Origin of the sequence: Clostridium oryzae (assembly GCF_002029235.1) — a bacterium.
GTDB lineage: Bacteria > Bacillota > Clostridia > Clostridiales > Clostridiaceae > Clostridium_AE > Clostridium_AE oryzae.
Genome location: NZ_MZGV01000011.1, coordinates 1 through 20005, shown reverse-complemented (window position 1 = coordinate 20005; position 20005 = coordinate 1). Strand labels below are relative to the sequence as shown.

The 20005-nt window shown below is 32.5% G+C and carries 20 protein-coding genes, 1 rRNA gene and 1 riboswitch; of the genes, 16 read left to right on the top strand and 5 right to left on the bottom strand.

Annotated elements, in window-relative coordinates; all coding sequences use genetic code 11:
• Positions 1 to 37 precede the first annotated feature (37 nt).
• The 5 genes from CLORY_RS23000 to CLORY_RS07010 all read left to right on the top strand — a co-directional run bounded on the left by CLORY_RS23000 (position 38) and on the right by CLORY_RS07010 (position 5354).
• Positions 38 to 1159, top strand: a complete 1122-nt coding sequence (locus tag CLORY_RS23000; protein ID WP_139375984.1) for a hypothetical protein — start codon at positions 38 to 40, stop codon at positions 1157 to 1159.
• Positions 1160 to 1410: 251 nt separating this feature from the next.
• A complete protein-coding gene (gene mnmL / locus CLORY_RS07025) occupies positions 1411 to 2343 on the top strand; it encodes a tRNA modification radical SAM protein MnmL/YtqA (protein WP_079422807.1) in 933 nt (310 codons plus the stop codon).
• A gap of 100 nt (positions 2344 to 2443) precedes the next feature.
• Positions 2444 to 3541 carry an ABC transporter ATP-binding protein gene (locus CLORY_RS07020; protein WP_079422806.1) on the top strand — a complete coding sequence of 366 codons (1098 nt, stop codon included), beginning with the start codon at positions 2444 to 2446 and terminating at the stop codon, positions 3539 to 3541.
• Between the two features lie 131 nt (positions 3542 to 3672).
• Complete coding sequence (locus CLORY_RS07015) at positions 3673 to 4611, top strand: PucR family transcriptional regulator (protein ID WP_079422805.1); 939 nt, start codon at positions 3673 to 3675, stop codon at positions 4609 to 4611.
• Between the two features lie 29 nt (positions 4612 to 4640).
• Positions 4641 to 5354 (top strand): 2-phosphosulfolactate phosphatase family protein, encoded by a 714-nt coding sequence (locus CLORY_RS07010; RefSeq protein ID WP_079422804.1) that lies wholly within the window; start codon positions 4641 to 4643, stop codon positions 5352 to 5354.
• 108 nt (positions 5355 to 5462) lie between these two features.
• On the opposite strand, the gene CLORY_RS07005 is transcribed toward CLORY_RS07010, so the two are convergent.
• Positions 5463 to 6638: a class I SAM-dependent rRNA methyltransferase gene (locus tag CLORY_RS07005; RefSeq protein ID WP_079422803.1), complete on the bottom strand. Its 1176-nt coding sequence runs from the start codon at positions 6636 to 6638 to the stop codon at positions 5463 to 5465.
• 159 nt (positions 6639 to 6797) lie between these two features.
• Here CLORY_RS07005 and CLORY_RS07000 point away from each other — a divergent pair, with 159 nt between their 5' ends.
• From CLORY_RS07000 to CLORY_RS06960, 8 genes are all read left to right on the top strand, one after another.
• On the top strand, positions 6798 to 8354 hold the full coding sequence (locus CLORY_RS07000; protein WP_079422802.1) for an ABC-F family ATP-binding cassette domain-containing protein: 1557 nt from the start codon (positions 6798 to 6800) through the stop codon (positions 8352 to 8354).
• Positions 8355 to 8455: 101 nt separating this feature from the next.
• Positions 8456 to 8558, top strand: a riboswitch (guanidine-I (ykkC/yxkD leader).
• A 104-nt stretch (positions 8559 to 8662) separates the two neighbouring features.
• The gene (gene sugE, locus CLORY_RS06995; RefSeq protein WP_079422801.1) at positions 8663 to 8983 is read left to right on the top strand and encodes a quaternary ammonium compound efflux SMR transporter SugE; all 321 of its coding nucleotides are present in this window, start codon (positions 8663 to 8665) and stop codon (positions 8981 to 8983) included.
• Positions 8984 to 9069: 86 nt separating this feature from the next.
• Positions 9070 to 9759: a radical SAM protein gene (locus CLORY_RS06990; protein ID WP_079422800.1), complete on the top strand. Its 690-nt coding sequence runs from the start codon at positions 9070 to 9072 to the stop codon at positions 9757 to 9759.
• Between the two features lie 369 nt (positions 9760 to 10128).
• Positions 10129 to 11145: an ROK family protein gene (locus tag CLORY_RS06980; protein ID WP_169911553.1), complete on the top strand. Its 1017-nt coding sequence runs from the start codon at positions 10129 to 10131 to the stop codon at positions 11143 to 11145.
• Positions 11136 to 12332, top strand: a complete 1197-nt coding sequence (locus CLORY_RS06975) for an MFS transporter (protein WP_079422798.1) — start codon at positions 11136 to 11138, stop codon at positions 12330 to 12332. The genes CLORY_RS06980 and CLORY_RS06975 overlap by 10 nt, the downstream gene beginning before the upstream one ends.
• A gap of 112 nt (positions 12333 to 12444) precedes the next feature.
• Positions 12445 to 12897 (top strand): DUF2975 domain-containing protein, encoded by a 453-nt coding sequence (locus tag CLORY_RS06970; protein WP_079422797.1) that lies wholly within the window; start codon positions 12445 to 12447, stop codon positions 12895 to 12897.
• A gap of 10 nt (positions 12898 to 12907) precedes the next feature.
• Positions 12908 to 13132: a helix-turn-helix domain-containing protein gene (locus tag CLORY_RS06965; protein WP_079422796.1), complete on the top strand. Its 225-nt coding sequence runs from the start codon at positions 12908 to 12910 to the stop codon at positions 13130 to 13132.
• 267 nt (positions 13133 to 13399) lie between these two features.
• Entirely contained in the window at positions 13400 to 13579 is a 180-nt protein-coding gene (locus CLORY_RS06960) for a hypothetical protein (protein WP_079422795.1), read from the top strand.
• 86 nt (positions 13580 to 13665) lie between these two features.
• Here the strand turns inward: CLORY_RS06960 and CLORY_RS06955 are convergent, their stop codons facing one another.
• Complete coding sequence (locus CLORY_RS06955) at positions 13666 to 14229, bottom strand: spore coat protein (protein ID WP_079422794.1); 564 nt, start codon at positions 14227 to 14229, stop codon at positions 13666 to 13668.
• A 408-nt stretch (positions 14230 to 14637) separates the two neighbouring features.
• Between CLORY_RS06955 and CLORY_RS06950 the strand changes: the two genes are divergently transcribed.
• Both CLORY_RS06950 and CLORY_RS06945 read left to right on the top strand, forming a co-directional pair.
• On the top strand, positions 14638 to 15075 hold the full coding sequence (locus CLORY_RS06950) for a hypothetical protein (RefSeq protein WP_079422793.1): 438 nt from the start codon (positions 14638 to 14640) through the stop codon (positions 15073 to 15075).
• A gap of 657 nt (positions 15076 to 15732) precedes the next feature.
• Entirely contained in the window at positions 15733 to 16596 is an 864-nt protein-coding gene (locus CLORY_RS06945) for a methionyl aminopeptidase (RefSeq protein WP_079422792.1), read from the top strand.
• A gap of 130 nt (positions 16597 to 16726) precedes the next feature.
• Here the strand turns inward: CLORY_RS06945 and CLORY_RS06940 are convergent, their stop codons facing one another.
• From CLORY_RS06940 to CLORY_RS06930, 3 genes are all read right to left on the bottom strand, one after another.
• Positions 16727 to 17356 carry a histidine phosphatase family protein gene (locus tag CLORY_RS06940; RefSeq protein WP_079422791.1) on the bottom strand — a complete coding sequence of 210 codons (630 nt, stop codon included), beginning with the start codon at positions 17354 to 17356 and terminating at the stop codon, positions 16727 to 16729.
• A 311-nt stretch (positions 17357 to 17667) separates the two neighbouring features.
• Entirely contained in the window at positions 17668 to 18099 is a 432-nt protein-coding gene (locus CLORY_RS06935; RefSeq protein ID WP_079422790.1) for a hypothetical protein, read from the bottom strand.
• A 164-nt stretch (positions 18100 to 18263) separates the two neighbouring features.
• Positions 18264 to 18992, bottom strand: a complete 729-nt coding sequence (locus tag CLORY_RS06930) for an NAD-dependent protein deacylase (RefSeq protein ID WP_079422789.1) — start codon at positions 18990 to 18992, stop codon at positions 18264 to 18266.
• 882 nt (positions 18993 to 19874) lie between these two features.
• On the opposite strand from CLORY_RS06930, the gene CLORY_RS06925 reads away from it, so the two are divergent.
• Positions 19875 to 20005: ribosomal RNA gene (locus tag CLORY_RS06925) — 16S ribosomal RNA — on the top strand; the annotation flags it as partial.

Sequence of the window (20005 nt, the reverse complement as noted above, 5' to 3'; positions counted from 1 at the left end):
TAAAAATACAAATAATATCTAAAAGGAGGTGCAGAAGATGAAAAAAATTTTTGTCGTAATGCTACTCATTTTAACTACATTTTTTAATGGGTGCAATAGAGATGATAGCAATCAAAATAATCTTAAAAGCACTGAGCAAAAATTTGATATAAAAATAGCTAGTAATATCCTCTATACTTATTTGGAGTATTTATATAAGGGGGACATAGATAGTGCAGAAAAACTTTACGGCGAACCATTGTCTAAAAAAAATGAAAAGCTATCTGATACTGATCTAAAAATATTTGGGTATAGAGTTGATGAAATAAACGAGGTAGGAAGGAATGGTGTATTCACTGTAAAAATTGTAAAATCATCACCGGAAAAGATGGTGTCAGAACTCGATAAATACACCATAAAAGTTGAATTACAGAAAGATAAGTATAAAATTACAGATATAATTAATGAAACGGACAAGGAAGCTTTTTTAGCGGCTGGCGAAATCAGGATTAGGGATAAAAACAATATAAAAACGAATTTAATAATGGATATGTCAGGAATACCTCTGTATATCTATGCTAAAGATGATGCGGCCAAGATTAATAAGCTTTTTGTACCAAGAAAAAATTTTGGAATGATGGGATTTGATTACACTGGAGAAAGAATAGCTGTTACTACTTTAGATAACGGTGTATATGTTGCGGTAGTGAAAATAGATGAAACTCTTGCAGCTCAAGGCGGAGGCGGCGGAGGCGGCGCTTCGGCAGGTGCAGGTGGTGGAGTTGGCGGGGGTGGAGGAGCTGCTCAATCACAAGGCGGATCTAGAAGTTTAAATAAAGAAATGCCAGTTGGTAAAGAAATAATATCAATGGATCTAATTAAGTCTTCAATAGTTACATCATTGAATTTTTCTTTGGACGAAAAGAATCTTGTGGTGCAATATAAGGATAAGGAGAATAATCATACGTTAAGATTATATGATGTAGACAGTGGAGATTTGATCAACTTTGATTTTGAGAAGAAATTTCCGAAAGAAAAGTTTGATGTGGTTTTTTCATCTTTTGATGAAGATGTTATGAACTTTGAAGTAAAGGCAAAAGGAAATGTTGAAAAGGAAGCATCTAAGGATATTGGAAAATGGCAGATAAATTTAAAAAATAACAAGGCTAAAAAGCTTTAGTTGTGATAGAATTAAACTATATAAAATGAAAAGTAAGAAATACTTTTTATTAACTGACTGCTGGTACTAACTTTCTTTTTATAAGGATAATATCGGTAAGCTGCTTAAACAGGACAGGGTTCTGTGTATGGAGCATAACTTTGAGTTGAGACTTGTACCAGAGAAAACTGAAACTGTATTGTCCTATAATATAGAAAATTCTTCTCAACAGTCAGTTTGTTAAATGACTTTAGGGTTCGGAAGTGAGATTAATGGAGATTTGGGGAGATAAGCTTTATTATAATTTAAATTACTTTTTGCGTCAGAAGTTTGGAGAAAAGGTATTTAAGATATCATTGGATGCTGGATTTTCATGTCCTAATAGAGATGGAACCATAAGCAGTGGAGGCTGCATATTCTGCAGTGCAAGAGGGTCTGGAGATTTTGCAGGAAATAGAAATTTCTCTATAACCAAACAATTTGAAGACATAAAAGGTGTTATGAATAAAAAGTGGAAGAATGGTAAATATATAGCCTACTTTCAAGCATACACTAATACTTATGCTAGTGTGGACGTGTTAGAGGAGAAATATCAAGAAGCTATAAATCAGGAAGGTGTAGTTGCACTCGCAATTGCTACAAGACCAGATTGCATAAATGAGGAAGTAATAGAATTGCTAAAACGCATAAATAAGCGGAAATATGTTTGGGTGGAACTTGGACTGCAAACTTCTAATGAAGCTACAGCCAAACTTATTAACAGAGGATATAGTTTGGATTGCTTTGAAAAAGCAGTTTATGCTTTGGAAGAGGCATGTATTGATATAGTAGTACATACAATAATAGGCTTGCCTGGAGAAGATAAGCAGGATGTACTTAATACTGTAGCATACCTAAATAATTTTAATATAGCGGGGATAAAATTTCATCTGCTACACTTAATGAAAGATACTCCTATGGTGAAATTGTATGAGACTGGAAAGTTTAGATTTCTAGAAATGGATGAGTACATAGATATATTATGCAGTGCTATAAAGTTATTAAGAAACAATATAGTAATTCATAGACTTACGGGGGACGCTCCTAGAAATACGATAATAGGACCGTTATGGAGCTTGAAAAAATGGGAAGTATTGAATGCAATTGATAATACACTTAGAGATAATGGCTGGTATCAAGGTTTGGACTTTTCTACAAATAAGTAATGATACTTTTGTATTTTTTGCAAATAGATATTTTCTATGTAAAGAGTTACAATAGAAACATAGTAAATCAAGATTAATGAATCCATGGGAGGAAAGAAAAATGGCAAGTTTATCATTAAAACATATTTATAAAGTTTATACTGGTAACGTAACAGCTGTAAAGGACTTCAATCTAGACATTGAAGATAAAGAATTCATAGTATTCGTAGGACCTTCTGGATGTGGTAAATCAACTACATTAAGAATGATTGCAGGACTTGAAGAAATTTCACAAGGTGAATTATATATCGGAGATAAAGTAGTAAATGATGTAGCACCAAAGGATAGGGATATTGCGATGGTTTTCCAGAACTATGCATTGTATCCTCATATGAGTGTTTACGATAACATGGCATTCGGATTAAAACTTAGAAAAGTTCCAAAGGATGAAATAGATAAGAAAGTTAAAGAAGCAGGAAGAATTCTTGATATTGAACATTTATTAGACAGAAAGCCAAAGGCACTTTCTGGTGGACAAAGACAGAGAGTTGCGCTCGGAAGAGCTATTGTCAGAGAACCAAAGGTATTCTTACTTGATGAGCCTTTATCAAACTTGGATGCTAAATTGAGAGCTCAGATGAGAACAGAGATATCAAAACTTCATAAGAAATTACAGACAACCTTCATATATGTAACACATGACCAGACAGAAGCTATGACAATGGGTACTAGAATAGTTGTTATGAAGGATGGATTAATTCAACAGGTTGATACTCCACAGTATATATATGATCATCCAGCTAACATATTCGTTGCAGGATTCATAGGAAGTCCTCAAATGAACTTCATCGATGCTAAGCTTGAGGAGAAAAACGGAAAAGTTGCTGTTGTTTTCGGAAGCGATACAATTACTCTTCCTGATGACAAAGCTGCAATCCTTAAGGAAAAAGGATATGTCGGAAAAGATGTAATCATGGGAATAAGACCAGAACATCTTGATGAAGAGTTGACAGGCACTGATAACTTAATTGAAGCTACTGTAGAAGTAACTGAACTTATGGGTGCTGAAACATATATTTATCTTACAAAAGGAAAGGCAAACTTTGTTGCTAGAGTTAACGGAACATCAAAAGTTAAACCTGGAGATAAGATTAAAGTTTCTGTTGAGACTGATAAGATTCATATATTTGACAAAGAAACAGAAATTACTGTATTATAATTTAAGAAATGAACTTTTTACAGCAAGGAGATTCAATCTCCTTGCTGTAAAATTTATATACAAAATAAAAAATAGCTGAGGGAGGTACGGTTTTTAGTAACAGTCATGTTTTATAAAAAACCGGTGAAGAAATGTTTAATTTCAAAGGCTTTCTAAAGGATTTGAGCGACAATACACAGATTAAATTCAAGCTTGTAGGAGAAGATAAAACAGTATATATAGATAATTTAGAAAATACCGATTCTATTATTGAAGATAATATATTTCTCGGCAAAAATTTTGCTAAGATATATTTAGACGAAAAATATGAAGTATGTATTCCTTTGCTTAAATATTCCATAGAGAATAAGTATATAGAACTTTATTCACTAAGAGAACAGTCGCTTATAGATATACTTGAAGGAAAGGAATTAAGCATAAACAATGTTGAAAAGAGTTTTCAATTTATATCAAAAGGCTGTACAATTTTTTTGGTAAATGTTGATGGAAGTAAATATGAAGCTCTAAACATTATAAAGCAGCTTTATAATGGGCAGGATATAATAAGCATTATATATGGTGATAATATTATCATATTTGGATATTTTGATGAAATAGAGGAACATGCACAGAGTATAAAAGAGAGCATAGTGTCGGACTTATATTGCAAATGTTACATCAGTTTCGGAGATAGTGTGCATTCTCCAGAAGAAATAAAAAAAGCTTATGATAGAGCTAAAGAGAGTATGATAATTGGTAAAAAGTTTGACATCAGAGGCGATGTATTTAATTATAAAAGTATGTTCTTTGAAAAGATTGTATATAATATATCTCCTGATGTAAAAAAAGAACTATTTGACATATTTAAGGACAAATTAAGTTCATTTGATAATGAAATGATTAATACGATAGAAGAGTTTGTAAACTGCGGCTTGAATATAAGTGATGCTTCAAAAAAGCTTTATATTCATAGAAATACATTGATATATAGATTAGATAAGATAAGTAAGGATACAGGCTATGACATACGTGATTTTAAGCAGGCAACGATATTTATAATTGCATTTCTTATATGGAAGGAAAACAGGTAGTGGTATAATATATTTAGAAGGTGATTCAAATGAAAGTAGATATTATAATAACTGCAGATGATATAAAGCCTGACAAGGTGATAGGTAAAGTAGTTATAGTAATCGATATGCTTAGAGCAACTTCCGTAATTACAACAGCTATTAAAAATGGATGCAAAAAAGTCATACCTGTGCTTACTATAAACGAAGCTCTAGAAATAGCAAATCGGGACAGGAAGGACTCTCTTCTTGGAGGAGAGAGAAAAGCAGAAAAAATAGAAGGTTTTGATTTTTCAAATTCACCGCTGGAATATGCAGAAGCTGCAGTAAAGAACAAGACTTTGGTTATGACAACAACTAACGGTACGAGAGCTATAAAGGGATGTGCTGGCGCGGAAAATATATTTATAGCCTGCCTACTTAATGCCAGCGCAGTAGCTAAGTTATTAGCAAAAATAAATAGAGATGTTGTAATCGTAAATGCAGGGACAAATTGTAATTTTTCATTAGACGATTTTATATGCAGTGGCTATATAATAACTAAACTTATGGAACACCAGCGAGTAGAATTAACTGATATAGCGTTTTTAGCTCAGCATGAATATAAGCAGCATGAAGATATAAAAAGCTTAGTTAAATATGCAACTCATTATGGAGTAATAAAAAGACTAGGTTTAGAAAAAGATTTAGAATACTGCTGTACTAAGGATCTTACTGATGTTATACCGTATTATAATGGAGAATATATAACTAGATTCAATTAGGAGTGAAGGCGAAAATTCAACCTAATTGAATTTTGATGATATTTATAAGATTAAAAAAAAGAGACTCTCTTGATTTGAAATTCATATCTAGATCAAGAAAGTCTTTTTTTAAATTACCTGAAATATATAGAATTTAAGGTAATAGGATTCATCAGAAGTCCAAAGTATTGGATGATCAGGAGCCTGGGTTCTGAATTCAACCTGACGTAAAGTCCTTCTTGCATCGAAAGCTGCTTGAGTTATTGTACTGCTGAAAAGCTCTGTGTCCATGAAATGAGAACAGGATGCAGTTACAAGGAAACCTCCTGGACGAACCATTTTGATGCCTCTTAGATTTATTTCTCTATAGCCTCTAACAGCTCCTTTTATAGCTTCGCGAGATTTTGTGAAAGCGGGAGGGTCAAGTATTACTACATCAAACTGTCTCCCTTCTTTAGACCATGCAGGTAATACATCGAAGGCATTATGGCATTCGAATTTTGCTATATCTGACAAATTATTAAGTTCAGCATTTTTTCTAGCAAAATCTACAGCATGCTGGGATACGTCTATTCCAAGTACACTTTTTGCACCTGCTATAGCAGCATTAAGCGCAAAAGATCCAGTGTGAGTAAAGCAATCAAGTACTTCAGCACCTTTGCATATTTTGTGTATAGCCTTTCTATTCTCTTTTTGATCAAGGAAGAATCCAGTTTTTTGTCCAGCCTCTATATCAACATAGTATTTAACACCATTTTCAACTATTTGGACCATAGTATCAAAAGGTTCACTCAAAAACCCAGATTCAAGCTTCATTCCTTCAAGAGTTCTTACATGAGCATCACTTCTTTCATATACACCTTTAGCGCCATATTCATTTATAAGTATATCTACAATAATTTTCTTATATTTATCTATACCTAAAGCTAATGATTGAATAACATAGTAATCTTCATATTTATCAATAACTATACCTGGAAGAAAATCTGCTTCCCCGAAAACGAATCTGCAGCTAGAAGTATCAATTATTTTTTTCCTATATTCCCAGGCTGTACTAAGTCTTCTTCTAAAGAAGTCAACATCTATTTCTTCGTCTATATCACGGGTCATTATCCTAATAGTTATTTTAGATACATCATTAATGTAACCTTTACCGATAAACTCCCCCCTAAAATTATAAACTTCTACGATATCTCCGTTAGTGTAATCACCATCATATTGTTCTATTTCATCAGTGTAGACCCAGGGATGACCTTTTTCTACCCTTTTACTTCTACCTTTATATAAATAAAATTTTGCGGCCATTATGTACCTCTCCTCTAAAGTTAAATTTCCAATAATTTAAAAAGACATTTATATTATATACTAAAATATAAAAATTAGGAATTAAATAATTATAGACATCAGGCTGAAGTTAATTTAAAATGTTTAATGTATTTAGAAGAACTATTAAGGAGAAAATTTATGAGCATATTAACAGTAAAAAATTTAAGTCATGGCTTCGGAGATAGAGCTATATTTGAAGATGTATCATTCAGGCTTTTAAAAGGTGAACATGTTGCGTTGATTGGAGCTAATGGAGAAGGAAAATCAACCTTTATGAATATAATAACTGGTAACTTAGCACCAGATGAAGGAAAAGTGGAATGGGCTAACAAGATTAAAGTTGGATATCTAGACCAGCATTCCGTATTAACTAAAGGAAGAACAATAAGAGAAGTTCTTAGGGATGCATTTAAAGAGTTATTTGATTTGGAAAAGGAAATGCTTCAACTAACTGATAAAATGGCGGATGCATCGCCAGAAGAACTTGAAGTTATGCTGGAAAAACTGGGTGTTATTCAAGATGAACTTGAGCATAGAAATTTCTACTTAATCGATACAAAGGTTGAAGAAATCGCTGGCGGTTTGGGTTTAAAAGGTATAGGGTTAGATAAGGATGTAACAGATTTAAGCGGAGGACAGAGGACTAAAGTGCTTCTGGCTAAACTTTTATTAGAGAATCCAGATATATTATTACTGGACGAACCAACTAACTATTTAGATGAAGAACATATAGAGTGGCTTAAAAAATTTCTTCAGAACTATGAGAATGCGTTTATTCTTATATCTCATGATATACCATTCATGAATAGTGTTATTAACATCATTTATCATATGGAAAACAGAACTATTACTAGATATGTTGGAGACTATGAAAATTTCCAAAGGCAATATGAAGCTAATAAAAAACAGTTAGAGGCAGCTTATGAAAGACAGCAGCAGGAAATTAACAGATTAGAAGATTTTATTGCAAGAAATAAAGCGAGAGTTGCAACTACAAATATGGCTAAATCCCGCCAAAAGGTTCTAGATAAGATGGAAAAAATAGAACTTCCAAGTGAAAAACCAAAACCTGTATTTAAATTCAAGGAAGCTAGAACTTCGGGAAAACTTATATTCAAGACTGACAATCTTGTTATAGGCTACGATGAGCCCTTAACAAAACCACTAAGCTTAACTATGGAAAGAGGACAGAAAATTGCACTAGTAGGTGCTAATGGATTAGGGAAAACTACGTTACTGAAAAGCCTTATCGGTGAGATAAAGCCTATATCTGGAGAAGTTGAAAAAGGTGATTATCAAAATATAGGATATTTTATACAAGAGGAAAAAGAGGCAAATTATAGCACCTGTATAGAAGAGGTATGGAAAGAGTTCCCCGTATTCACTCAGTATGAGGTTAGATCGGCTCTAGCCAAATGTGGATTAACAACTAAGCATATTGAAAGCAAAATCGTTGTGCTGAGTGGAGGAGAGCAGGCCAAGGTAAGGCTTTGCAAGCTTATAAATAAAGAAACAAATATACTAATTTTGGACGAGCCTACTAACCATCTGGACGTAGATGCAAAGGATGAGTTAAAAAGAGCTTTGCAAGAGTATAGAGGAAGCATTTTATTGGTATGCCATGAGCCTGAATTTTATAGGGATGTTGTGACTGACGTGTGGAATTGTGAGGAGTGGACAACCAAGATAATATAATGACAATTTAATTAAAGAAAAAGCATATAGTTGACTTAACCCTTATAATATGCTAAACTTCACTTATGATTTTTAACTTATAAATTATAACTTAATTAGGTATTTAAGTTTTCTAGGGTTCCGCAATCTATAATTGGTAATTGGCAGGTCCGAGAGAAAACACACAGTTATCTGTGTACACGGAAGGATAAAAGCCTGGGAGATATTTTTATAATATTTCTCTAGGCTTTTTTATTTTACTTATTTTAGAATATTGTTATGAAATATTCTTATGATGAACACGAATACTGATTTTGAAAGGAGCAATTATGGAGTGGTTTTATTTGGTCACAGCAGGAGTTTTTGAAATATGTTGGGCAATCTCTTTAAAATATTCTCAGGGGTTTACAAAAATGTTGCCTAGCATACTAACTATTATAGGCATGGCTGCAAGTTTTTATTTTTTATCATTATCATTAAGAAGTCTGCCAATAGGTACTGCATATGCAATTTGGACAGGAATAGGCACTATTGGTACAGTATTGCTAGGTATAATTTTGTTTAAGGAACCCGTTAATATCATGCGTATAGCTTGTATAGTACTCATAGTTAGCGGAATCATCGGTTTAAAATTAATACCAATTGAATAATCATTGCCGCTAATAAACAAATAAAGGTAATTAATTTATTGCATAATAAAAAAGTAACAATAGAGTAATCTAAGGAGGATAAAGTGATGGGTGGTTTCAGTTATAAAGATATTTACATTGAAGATGGAAGAAGTGTATTGGAAGTGAACATCCTGCCTGAAAAGAATTGCAATTTTGATTGTATCTTTTGTCCTATTGGAAGGGCGCAAAATAAGGTAGATACCCAAAAGTCATTTGATAAAATGGATAGTTCGTTAAGAGAACTGGAAAAAAAGATAGAAAATACTAAAGCAGAATTAATTTTTATTAACTCAAAAGGCGAAGCCTTTGTTAATGATAAAATTGATGACATTGTTGATCTTATCAAAGGCAGAGGGTTACCTGTAAGATTATTTTCTAACGGATATTTACTAGGTAAAGATGAATATATGAAAATTGCGAATAAATGTGATGAGGTTGTTGGAGAATTAAAAGTAGTGACAGAAGAAGATTTTCAAAAAGCTCAAAGACCTATCAAAGGATATACGTTAGTAGAATATATTTCAAACATGGTTACCTTTAATAAACAATACAAAGGAAAATTTATATTTGAAATAACAATTATTAGGGGGTATAACGATGATGAAAAATCAATTCGGAAGATAAAAAATATTATTAACGAAATATCTCCTGATAAGATAATTATTGCAAGAATGGATGATAAAAGATTTGAGAAAAAACTTGGTATACCTGATGAAAGATTTGTGGAAATTTCAAATGCATTACTAAATATTTAAGAAAGATTTGAAGGTAAGTATCCAGCTAGAAAATCTATACAAACGGAATTTGCTCATATTGGAGGAAAAGATGGACTTCAATTTCAACTTGATGCAACTGCATTTAAAGGCAGTAAGCGTAAGTAATTCCTTAGGAAAAAGCAAAGAAATAAATCAGATAAAAGGCTTATAAAGATTTGCAATCTGTTCTTCAGTATCAAATGTTTTAAGATTGCATCAGAATCTCAGATAGATTTTCCTTTCAAAATGATTGACAACGAATACAACTTAATGTACACTTAATACAGCAACTTAATAAAGTCACTGTATTAAGTTGCTGCTTTAATGATTCTATCATTTAAAGAAATTCAAAATCAGGAGGTGAGGGAATTGCTAAAAGCTAATCGTGCACAGATGAAAGAGATAAATAAGAACATCTTAAGACAAGTTTTAAAAGAACGTAGAAAAGCAACGAAACCTGAATTATCCGCATTGACGAAATTAAGTGTAGTTACTGTTAATTCACTTATCAGTGAAATGATTTCCTCCAATGAAGTTATTGAAGGTGATGAAGTTCCGTCAAATGGCGGGAGGCCATCAAAACAATATGTCTATAATGGAAACTATAGAAAAGCAATCATCATTTATGGACACCAAAATAATAATCAGAATTTGTTTCATATGTTGATAATTAATTCATTGGGAGAGTGTATAGAACGTAAAAAAGGATATTATGAAAATATTGTTATAGATAGTTTTGATATGTGGATAGAAACTGCATTTAAAACATATGAAAATATTTGCTCAATAGTATTTGGTCTTCCAGGAGCAGAGGAGAACGGTGTAATTTATGTGCATGACTATTCAGGCATTGTTGGAGATAAATTCTTAGCTTATTACCAAGTAAAATATCACGTGCCGGTGCTCTACGAAAATGATATCAATGCTACCGTTTACGGATTTTATGCACGCCAGAACACAAAAACAGTACAAACTGTAGTTGGACTTTATTATCCCCGTATATATGGACCGGGAGCCGGTGCTGTTATTAAAGGCGAGATTTATAAAGGATGTAAGAATTTCGCTGGGGAAGTTAACTGGATACCGTTAAAACCTTCTTGGAATGAGGTAAATTATGATAATCCTGAAGAAATAGTACTGATGCTTAGCCATATTGCTATTGTGTACAGCTGTGTGCTTGCTCCAGAACGTATTGTTTTCTATGGAGATTTTCTTACAGATAAAATTTTGGAGAAATTAATAACACGCCTTCAAGAACTTCTAAAGGGAAACTTTTTACCATATATTCAGTTTGAGAAGAATTTAATTAAAGATTTTGAATGGGGAATGATACAAATAGCACTTGGTGAATTAAAACGAAAAGAGGGGATAGCAGAATGGTATTAACTATTTTATTAATCATAATTTATTTAGCATTTATAAGTCTTGGACTGCCAGATTCACTCTTAGGATCAGCTTGGCCATCTATGTATCCTAATATGGGGGTTCCGATATCGTATGCAGGCATTGTTTCAATGATTATAGCCGGAGGAACTATTGTATCAAGCTTATTCAGTGATAAGCTTATTAGAAAATTGGGGACTGGCTTAGTTACCTCCATTAGTGTATTGATGACAGCAGGAGCATTATTGGGATTTTCAGTAAGTAATGAGTTTTATGAGCTCTGCTTGTTTGCAATCCCATTAGGACTTGGTGCGGGTTCAGTAGATGCTGCTCTTAATAATTTTGTGGCACTTAATTATAAAGCGAAACATATGAGTTGGCTTCATTGTTTTTGGGGCGTTGGGGCTATGACAGGCCCAATTATCATGTCTTATTGCTTAGAACGAGGAGCTATTTTTCAGTTGGGATACCGTATCGTTGCAATTATCCAGTTTATTTTGGTTGTAATATTAATAGTTACTTTGCCATTTTGGAAGAAGAGCGGATCGATTAAAAACAATAAGCCTGATAATGAAAATTGCAGTGAAATAGAACTAGAACATAAGATTATAAGCAAAAAAGAACTTTTAAAGCTGCCTGGGGCAAAACACGCACTGTTAGCATTCTTCTGTTACTGTTCTATAGAAGCAACAACAGGCTTATGGGGAAGCAGCTTTGCAGTTATGGCTCATGGAATTAAGGCAGAAACAGCAGCAAAGTGGGCATCTCTTTTCTATTTTGGGATTACCTTTGGCAGATTTTTATCAGGATTTATAACACTTAAGCTGAACAATAGACAAATTATTCATTTGGGAGAAATTTTAATTGCAGCTGGTATAATTATGATTATGCTGCCGTTTGGACAAGTTACTTCATTAATAGGCTTTGTAATGATAGGAATAGGCTGTGCACCAATTTATCCAAGTCTGCTACATGAGACTCCGGTAAACTTTGGCGCAGAATATTCACAATCAATTATGGGCGTACAAATGGCTTGTGCATATGTAGGAAGTACATTTATGCCTCCACTCTTTGGAATTTTAGCATCATATGTAGGATATTCACTTATGCCTTTTTATATCGGAGGTATATTTCTACTCATGTATATAATGATAGAAACGTTGAATAAGCGTGTAGATGCCAATCAATAAAAATTTATTGATAAACAATAAAAAATATGTTATCCTATACCTACAAATTAAAAATGAGGTGCAAAGATTAATAATTTTTGTGCACGGTATAAGGAATATAGGAGGATTTTTTATGAAACGATGTTCAACAATATTCTTAAAGATAGCTGTTATTCTTATTGGAATTCCGGTTCTTGCTCTATGTTTATTTTGGCTGCCTGGATTCATAAACTACTTGCCTCATCCCATCTTAATCAGTGTGTATGTAACGGCAATAACATTTTTTTTCGCTCTGTATCAGGCTTTAAAGCTTTTAAGCTATATTGACAAGAACAAAGCTTTCTCAGAATTATCTATAAAAGCCTTAAAGTATATAAAATACTGTGCAATTATAATCATTATCATATATGCAGTACTCATACCATTCGTATTTCCTATAGCGGATGCAGACGATGCGCCAGGTCTCGTAGGGCTACCAATCATTTTTGTTTTTGCTTCTTCTGTGATTGCAGTCTTTGCTGCTGTTCTTCAAAGGCTTTTAAAAGAAGCCGTAGATATAAAATCAGAAAATGATTTAACGGTTTGAGGTGAATAACATGGCAATTATAATTAATATTGATGTGATGCTTGCTAAAAGAAAAATGAGTGTAACAGAACTTTCAGAGAAAGTTGGTATAACCATAACAAACATCTCTATACTAAAGAACGGAAAGGCAAAAGCTATTAGATTTTCAACTTTAGAGGCAATATGCAAGGCTTTGGAATGTCAGCCGGGTGATATTTTAGAATATAGAAATAATATAACTTTAAAAACAGAATAGTATATTTATAAAGGCATGCACTTATAGTTTATATTATGACTAAAACAGTTTGTCTGTGATTAATCTATTTGTATTTTAATAAAGAATAATAGTTTTAACTATGAAGTTTATATGTTAAAAAATATGTTGTTTCTATCTCGTACTTTCAATCAGATATTTAGAATTGGTATATTTTGGATAACAGCTTTTTTATTACATATAATAGCTATTTGAATATAATAATATTGAATAATCCTCACTAATGAGTAATGATAAGGAGTTGCTTTTATGGCATTAACTGTTAATTTTAAGTCTCCTAAAACTTCAACTACACAGGTAGTTAATGTATCAGGTGATCCAGTATATATAGCTATTGTACCGAAACTCAATACTACAGGAGAGACACCAGATACTGTTACTTTGACAAGTGCTGGATCTCTTTTAGCACAAATACAATTAGCACCTTAAATATGAAATTAAAATTTTAGCACTTCAATTTTTATTGGGCGGCAATCATAATAGATTGCCGCCCAATAAAATATAATTCTAATAATTTAGACTAATGAAGGTTCACGAACTTCTTCGTACATAGATGACATAGTATCAATAGTGCTCTGAGGGGCTGGCTCTAATGGATAATAGCCTTTCTTTACCATGTATTGCCAAACTTCATATGCGTGATTACAACTCATAGTGAAGGCATCTTTGAAAAATTCTCTTAATGCAGGATTGCTTGCTTCCATAGCGGTCCATGCATATTCTCTCCCTGCCCTCTTCAGTGTTAAAAGATATGAGGTTGCGACCTCTCTGTCATTCATCTGTTGTATATCAGTTCTAGGTGTAATAGGCGGGAAATTATTAGTTGGTGATTTAGTATAATCCTGTAATGCTTTAACTAATGGTGGAACATTTAGTTTTTGGGTGGAACCGTTAGCCTTACTTAAAAACTCAACTTTCATATTATAATCCTGAATATGAGCAGGAAAGTGTGCTTGTATCATCGATTTTAGTTCTTGGTCTTTGACTACATTTATAAACATAGCCATAGTAGTTATGGAATTTACACAACTCATAGTTAATTCATGCAAGTCATGCACTTCATGTGCTGCTAATTTCATAGATATTTCCTCCTTTATTATTGGACTTTACTTTTTAAATGGCTCATCTATTGATTACAACTTTTAATGTTTCCATAATGATTTTTCATTATACTATTTTTGAAATTGTTAATTGCATTGGGAGTTCAACATAGGAAAAGCCCGCTCCCATTTAATCAGGAAGCGGACTTTTGAATTTTATATTCTAATAATTAAAAATTACTGTGATAAGGCATAGATTTATTTGTTTGATCTTATTCTATTTATTAAGCTTGTTAATTGTTCAATTATACTATTTTCTGATTTCATTTTCTCATCAATTGTATGTAAATAAAGTGCAGAAGGATAAATTATTATTGCTTTGGAATAATAAAACTTATAATTAATATGGTTTGATTTAAACTAGAAGATTAGGAAGGACGTGGGTTAATGAAGTTACAAGGGTATTTTGAAAATATAAAAACGGCAAACACAACTGTCGAAAAGCTTAAAGGTCAGGGGTTTAAAGGAGCTTTTGTTGACATAAATGAACATAGGAACAATGCATATGCACAAAGCGGACGTGTAGGTTCAGAAGAAATATCAACTTTATCAGATGCGGTGTTAGGAGGAAGCAGCAACGGAGGAGAAGCGGTTAATTCTCCACTGGCTGCAGCAAGTCCAATGGCAAGTGGCATGGGCGGCTTTGAAGAGATAGCGAATATAAATTGCAAAGTGGTTGTTGATGTAAATGATAAAGATGTGGATAACGCAAAAAATATAATAAAGGATATGGGTGGGACTATGGATGATCCTAATCCTAAAATACCTAAAGGACTTGATAACATAAGTGAGGATGCTTTGATATTAAAAAATTTAAAGCAGTAAATAGTGAGGAGGGTGTGCAACAGCACAGTCTCTTTTTTTCACTTTTTAGAAAATTATGTTTTTGCATATTGTGGATAATTTTTAGCAAATGTCAAGATACTTTTATATAAAGCGAAAAAAGATGAACACTAAATAAAAAACGTTATATCATGTTTACGAAGTAATAAAAAGAAGTAGTAAAATATTTTGAAGTTAGTGAATTAAGATAGAAAGGTAATAGAATTAATAAAATAAAAGCATTATGTAAAGATTAAGAATCAGGGTCTAAAAAAGATTACATCCGAAGTCGGCATTTGGAGTAAATTTAGAAATTACCCATGTCTTTTAAGCAAATTTCCGTTAAGATGGCGAATTGTTTGAGGCGCAGCCGAGTTATGAGCCATTAGGAAATTTGCCTGAAAGATGTGGTGTAATTGCTTAATGAACGTAACTAGCCTACGTAGGATGTAATCTTTTTTATATACTTTAAGTCTTTACAGAATTTTATGATATTTATTATCATATGTGTTATAATGAAAGATGGAGTAGTTGTTAAGATAAACAACTACAGTCAATGACTTACAGGAAGTAAAAGATTGTTTAATATTAATTTTTGATAACTTGCAAGTTGAGTTGTTTATCTATATAAGATATCGTAATTTTAAGGAGTGTTTATATATGTTAAGACTTGGTAGAAATGACTTGTGCTGGTGCGGCAGCGGCAAGAAGTATAAGAAGTGTCATATGGAGAAAGATATGAAAATTTATGAATATGAGGAACAGGGATACGTGATACCACATTATAAAATGTTAAAAACTAAGGAACAAATTGATGGGATAAGAAAAAGCGGTGTTATAACTAAAGGAATACTAGATATGGTTGGTGAAAAAATTAAAGTAGGCATAACTACAGATGAAATTAATAGTTGGGTTCATGAATACACTATTTCACATGGAGGGATTCCAGCAACACTTAACTATTGTGGATATCCTAAAAGTGTATGTACATCGATAAATAATGTCATTTGTCATGGCATACCTGATGATACTGTTCTTAAGGATGGAGATATAATAAATGTAGATGTCACAACTATACTTGATGGTTATTATTCTGATGCCAGCAGAATGTATATAATAGGAGAGGCATCGGAAGAAGCTAAGAAGCTTGTAAGAGTAACAAAGGAATGCATGGATATTGGAATAGATACAGTCAAACCTTATGGTGGACTCTATGATATAGGAAGAGCTGTAGAAAAGCATGCTAAAGCAAATGGCTTTTCTGTTGTTAAAGACTATGGAGGACATGGAGTGGGTTTAGATATTCATGAAGAACCTCATGTAGATCATTATGCTAAACATGGTAAGGGTATGCTGCTGGTACCGGGAATGGTTTTTACAATTGAACCGATGATAAATGCAGGAGATTACCATTGCGTTACCTTGGAAGATGGTTGGACTACAGTTACCAAAGATGGATCGCTTTCAGCTCAATGGGAACACACACTAGTTGTAACTGAAAATGGAACAGAAATTATTGTGTAAAATTAGAACAACAAATTAATGTAATTATTTAATTATAATGAATTTTAATAAACCTCCCAGTTTGGAAGGTTTATTATTTTAAGTAAAAAACAACTAAATGTAAGTAAAGGATGTTTGTAGTATATACGTCTTACACAGTTTTTTGCTCTAAATGACTAACATCATTGAACGAATCTAATATTGGTTTAAGATTATTATCAAATTTTAAAACCGAAACAGCAGTATTCTTAAGAAACATTTTATTGTACATAGTCATATCCCAATTGAACAGTCCGATTAATGCGGCTTTTATGATACCACCATGAGCCACAACTAAAATTTTTTCACCTGGGTGTTTGTCCACTATATCTAAGATGCCTCTTTTAGCTCTTATAGAAGCATTTCTTGTACTTAAGTCTCCACCGCAGATAGGCCCATTAACTGGATCATTTATCCATAATGCGTATTCAGAAGGATATTTATCCTTAATATCGTTAATTGTTAATCCCTCCCATAATCCAAAGCATATTTCTGTTAAATCATTGCAGATAATTGGCTGTATATTTCTTGGTGAAGCTATGATTTCTGCAGTCTCTAGTGCTCTCTTTAATGGACTTGAATAAATCAAATTCCAATCATCAAATAATGCAAATTTTTTTCTAAGCTGTTTAGCTTGTAGTTTTCCGTTATCTGAAAGGGGAATATCAGTAGCGCCTTGAAATTTGCCTACAGTATTCCATTCCGTCTCCCCATGTCTAATTAAAACTATAGTAGTATACATAAAATAAATTTCCCCCAAAATTAAATATATAGTATAGTTAGAAATTACTTTATTATAATATCTAATAAAATTCATGTCAAATTAAAGGAAAGTGATATATGTTGTAATTAGCTAATCTAAGAAATACGAAGCAATTAAGGAGGAGCAGTAATATCTTTTTAGTTAGTGAATTAGGGGAGCAGGGCAAAGGGAATGCTGCGGCGCTGGGTTATCTAAACGCGATCATTACCATTCGCAGATAACGTATTAAATGGCATTTAAGCCTTTAACCAAGCGGAACTAGCCGACATAAGGTGTAACCATTTTTTATGTTACAATGTATCTTCAACTACTGTATTTTCATCAAATACGAATTTAATATCCGATTCTTTAATCCATCCTTTCATTATAAAATCAGATGAGAAGAGTCTGACATTATACCAAGTATTATTAAGTACCTGTGCACAAGATTCAATTTCTACTTTTGTAGATTTAGAACATCTATATACTGAAGGAGAATCCTCAATAGGACTAAGATAGAAGAAACTATTCTCCTTTGCATATCCTATCTTATAAGTGGTTGGAAGATACACTATATCCATTTTTTCATTCATTTTTTTATTAGTAGGAATAATTTTATTCCTTAGTTCTTCAATTTGTCTTGTAACTAGAAGTAACTTTTTTTTATAAGTATATACTTGAGAATTAAAGAAGAAATATTCCCCAACAGCTGCGATGACGAGCAGAAGTAATAATATAAACAAAATACACTCTCCTATAAACTAAATAATTTAATATAATATATTTTAATATGGAGATAAGTATACTAAAGCCAACACTTACTATTGGGGAATATACAGAAGTTTAAAGTAGGATACGGTTGGAGAAGGCATTTTCCAGTCGACGGAAATCACTTTCTACCCTTTTTTTATTCTGACAGCTCAGAAAGAACTTTTCCAATACTGTCTTTAATGACAATGTCGGCAGAGTTATCGTATGAGGTTGCAGATTTATTAATTAGAGCTAAACAATTCCCGTTAAAATATCTCACAAGACCAGCAGCTGGATACACAACTAATGAAGTCCCTCCTATTATTAGAACTTCAGCATTAGAAATATAATTAACTGCGCGCTCTATTGAATTGTTGTCTAGCATTTCTTCGTAAAGAACAACATCTGGCTTTATTATTCCTCCGCATTTGTTACAAATTGGAACGTTGGTTTTAGAATTTAGTATATAGTCTAGATTAAAACTTTTACCGCATTTCATACAGTAGTTTCTATGAATAGAACCATGGAGCTCAATTACATTTTTGCTGCCAGCCATTTGATGAAGTCCATCAATATTTTGAGTTATAACAGCTTTAAGCTTTCCTTCAGATTCTAGTTTAGATAATGCTATATGTGCTTTGTTAGGTTTTGCTTCACTGTAAACCATTTTACTTCTATAAAATTTAAAGAAATCTTCAGTATGAGATATAAAAAAGCTATGGCTAAGCATCTCTTCAGGAGAATGAGCCTTGTTATCATCGGTATGGTATAAACCAGTTTCAGATCTAAAATCGGGTATATTAGACTCAGTAGATACCCCTGCGCCTCCAAAAAAAACTATGTTGTTTGATTTTTTTATGACTTTCCTAAAATCATTGATGTTCATATACTACTACACTTCCTTTACATAACTTTATAAATAAAAGACGAACTAAATGCACAGGGTGGAATAGTTAAGAGAAAGTGCATTAAATAGGTATGAGAGTTAAGAGTAGAGAGATAAGAGAAAAGTGAAGGTTAAAATTCAGCTGTGCTGAATTTTGATTGTATAGATAGTTCTAATTATTTTAATAATACTTTTGGAATATTAGATATTATCTTAGTTTTTAAAAAGTTATCGCCGATAATCAGATTTAAATTCTCAGAAATTCTGCACAGCAGAATTTCTTCCTTCACTTTACTCTTTTCTCTTACCTATTTAAAGCATGCACTAACTACTTAATATTATCTTCATTTAATTCACTTTCTTAGTTCGCAATTTATTTAAACTTATATTCTAATTATATCACTTTACTCATTTAGATATAACTTATGCAGCAGTTAACATAAACACCTCCTTGTGTATCAACATGCGAAACTTGAAGAAGAAGTTAGAGAAAAAGATTATCAGGGATTTAAACTTCAATAGCATAGAATATAAAAATATGATGTCTAAATATATATGATATTATGTAAAAGCTGTCGGCAAACAAAGTATAAAAAAGAAATTTATTTGGAATAATAGATTTAAAAATAAATTAAAAAATACTTAAGAAAATTGTTGACATGAAAGAGGTAACATGATAAGATATAAAAGCTGCATGACGAGAGGCAAACAAATCAACTAAGGAAAGCAGTAAGTGAGTAATAAAAATGTAATTAAAGTTTATAATTTGATGAACATGGTCTTTGAAAATTGAACAGAGGAAAAAGGTAAAATAAACCGGCAATTCTGAGAGATCTCGAAAGAGATACTTGAGATAAAGTAAGTAAGAGCAAGACAAACTTTTAAATTGAGAGTTTGATCCTGGCTCAGGACGAACGCTGGCGGCGTGCCTAACACATGCAAGTCGAGCGAGAGACTTCGGTCTCTAGCGGCGGACGGGTGAGTAACACGTGGGTAACCTGCCTCATAGAGGG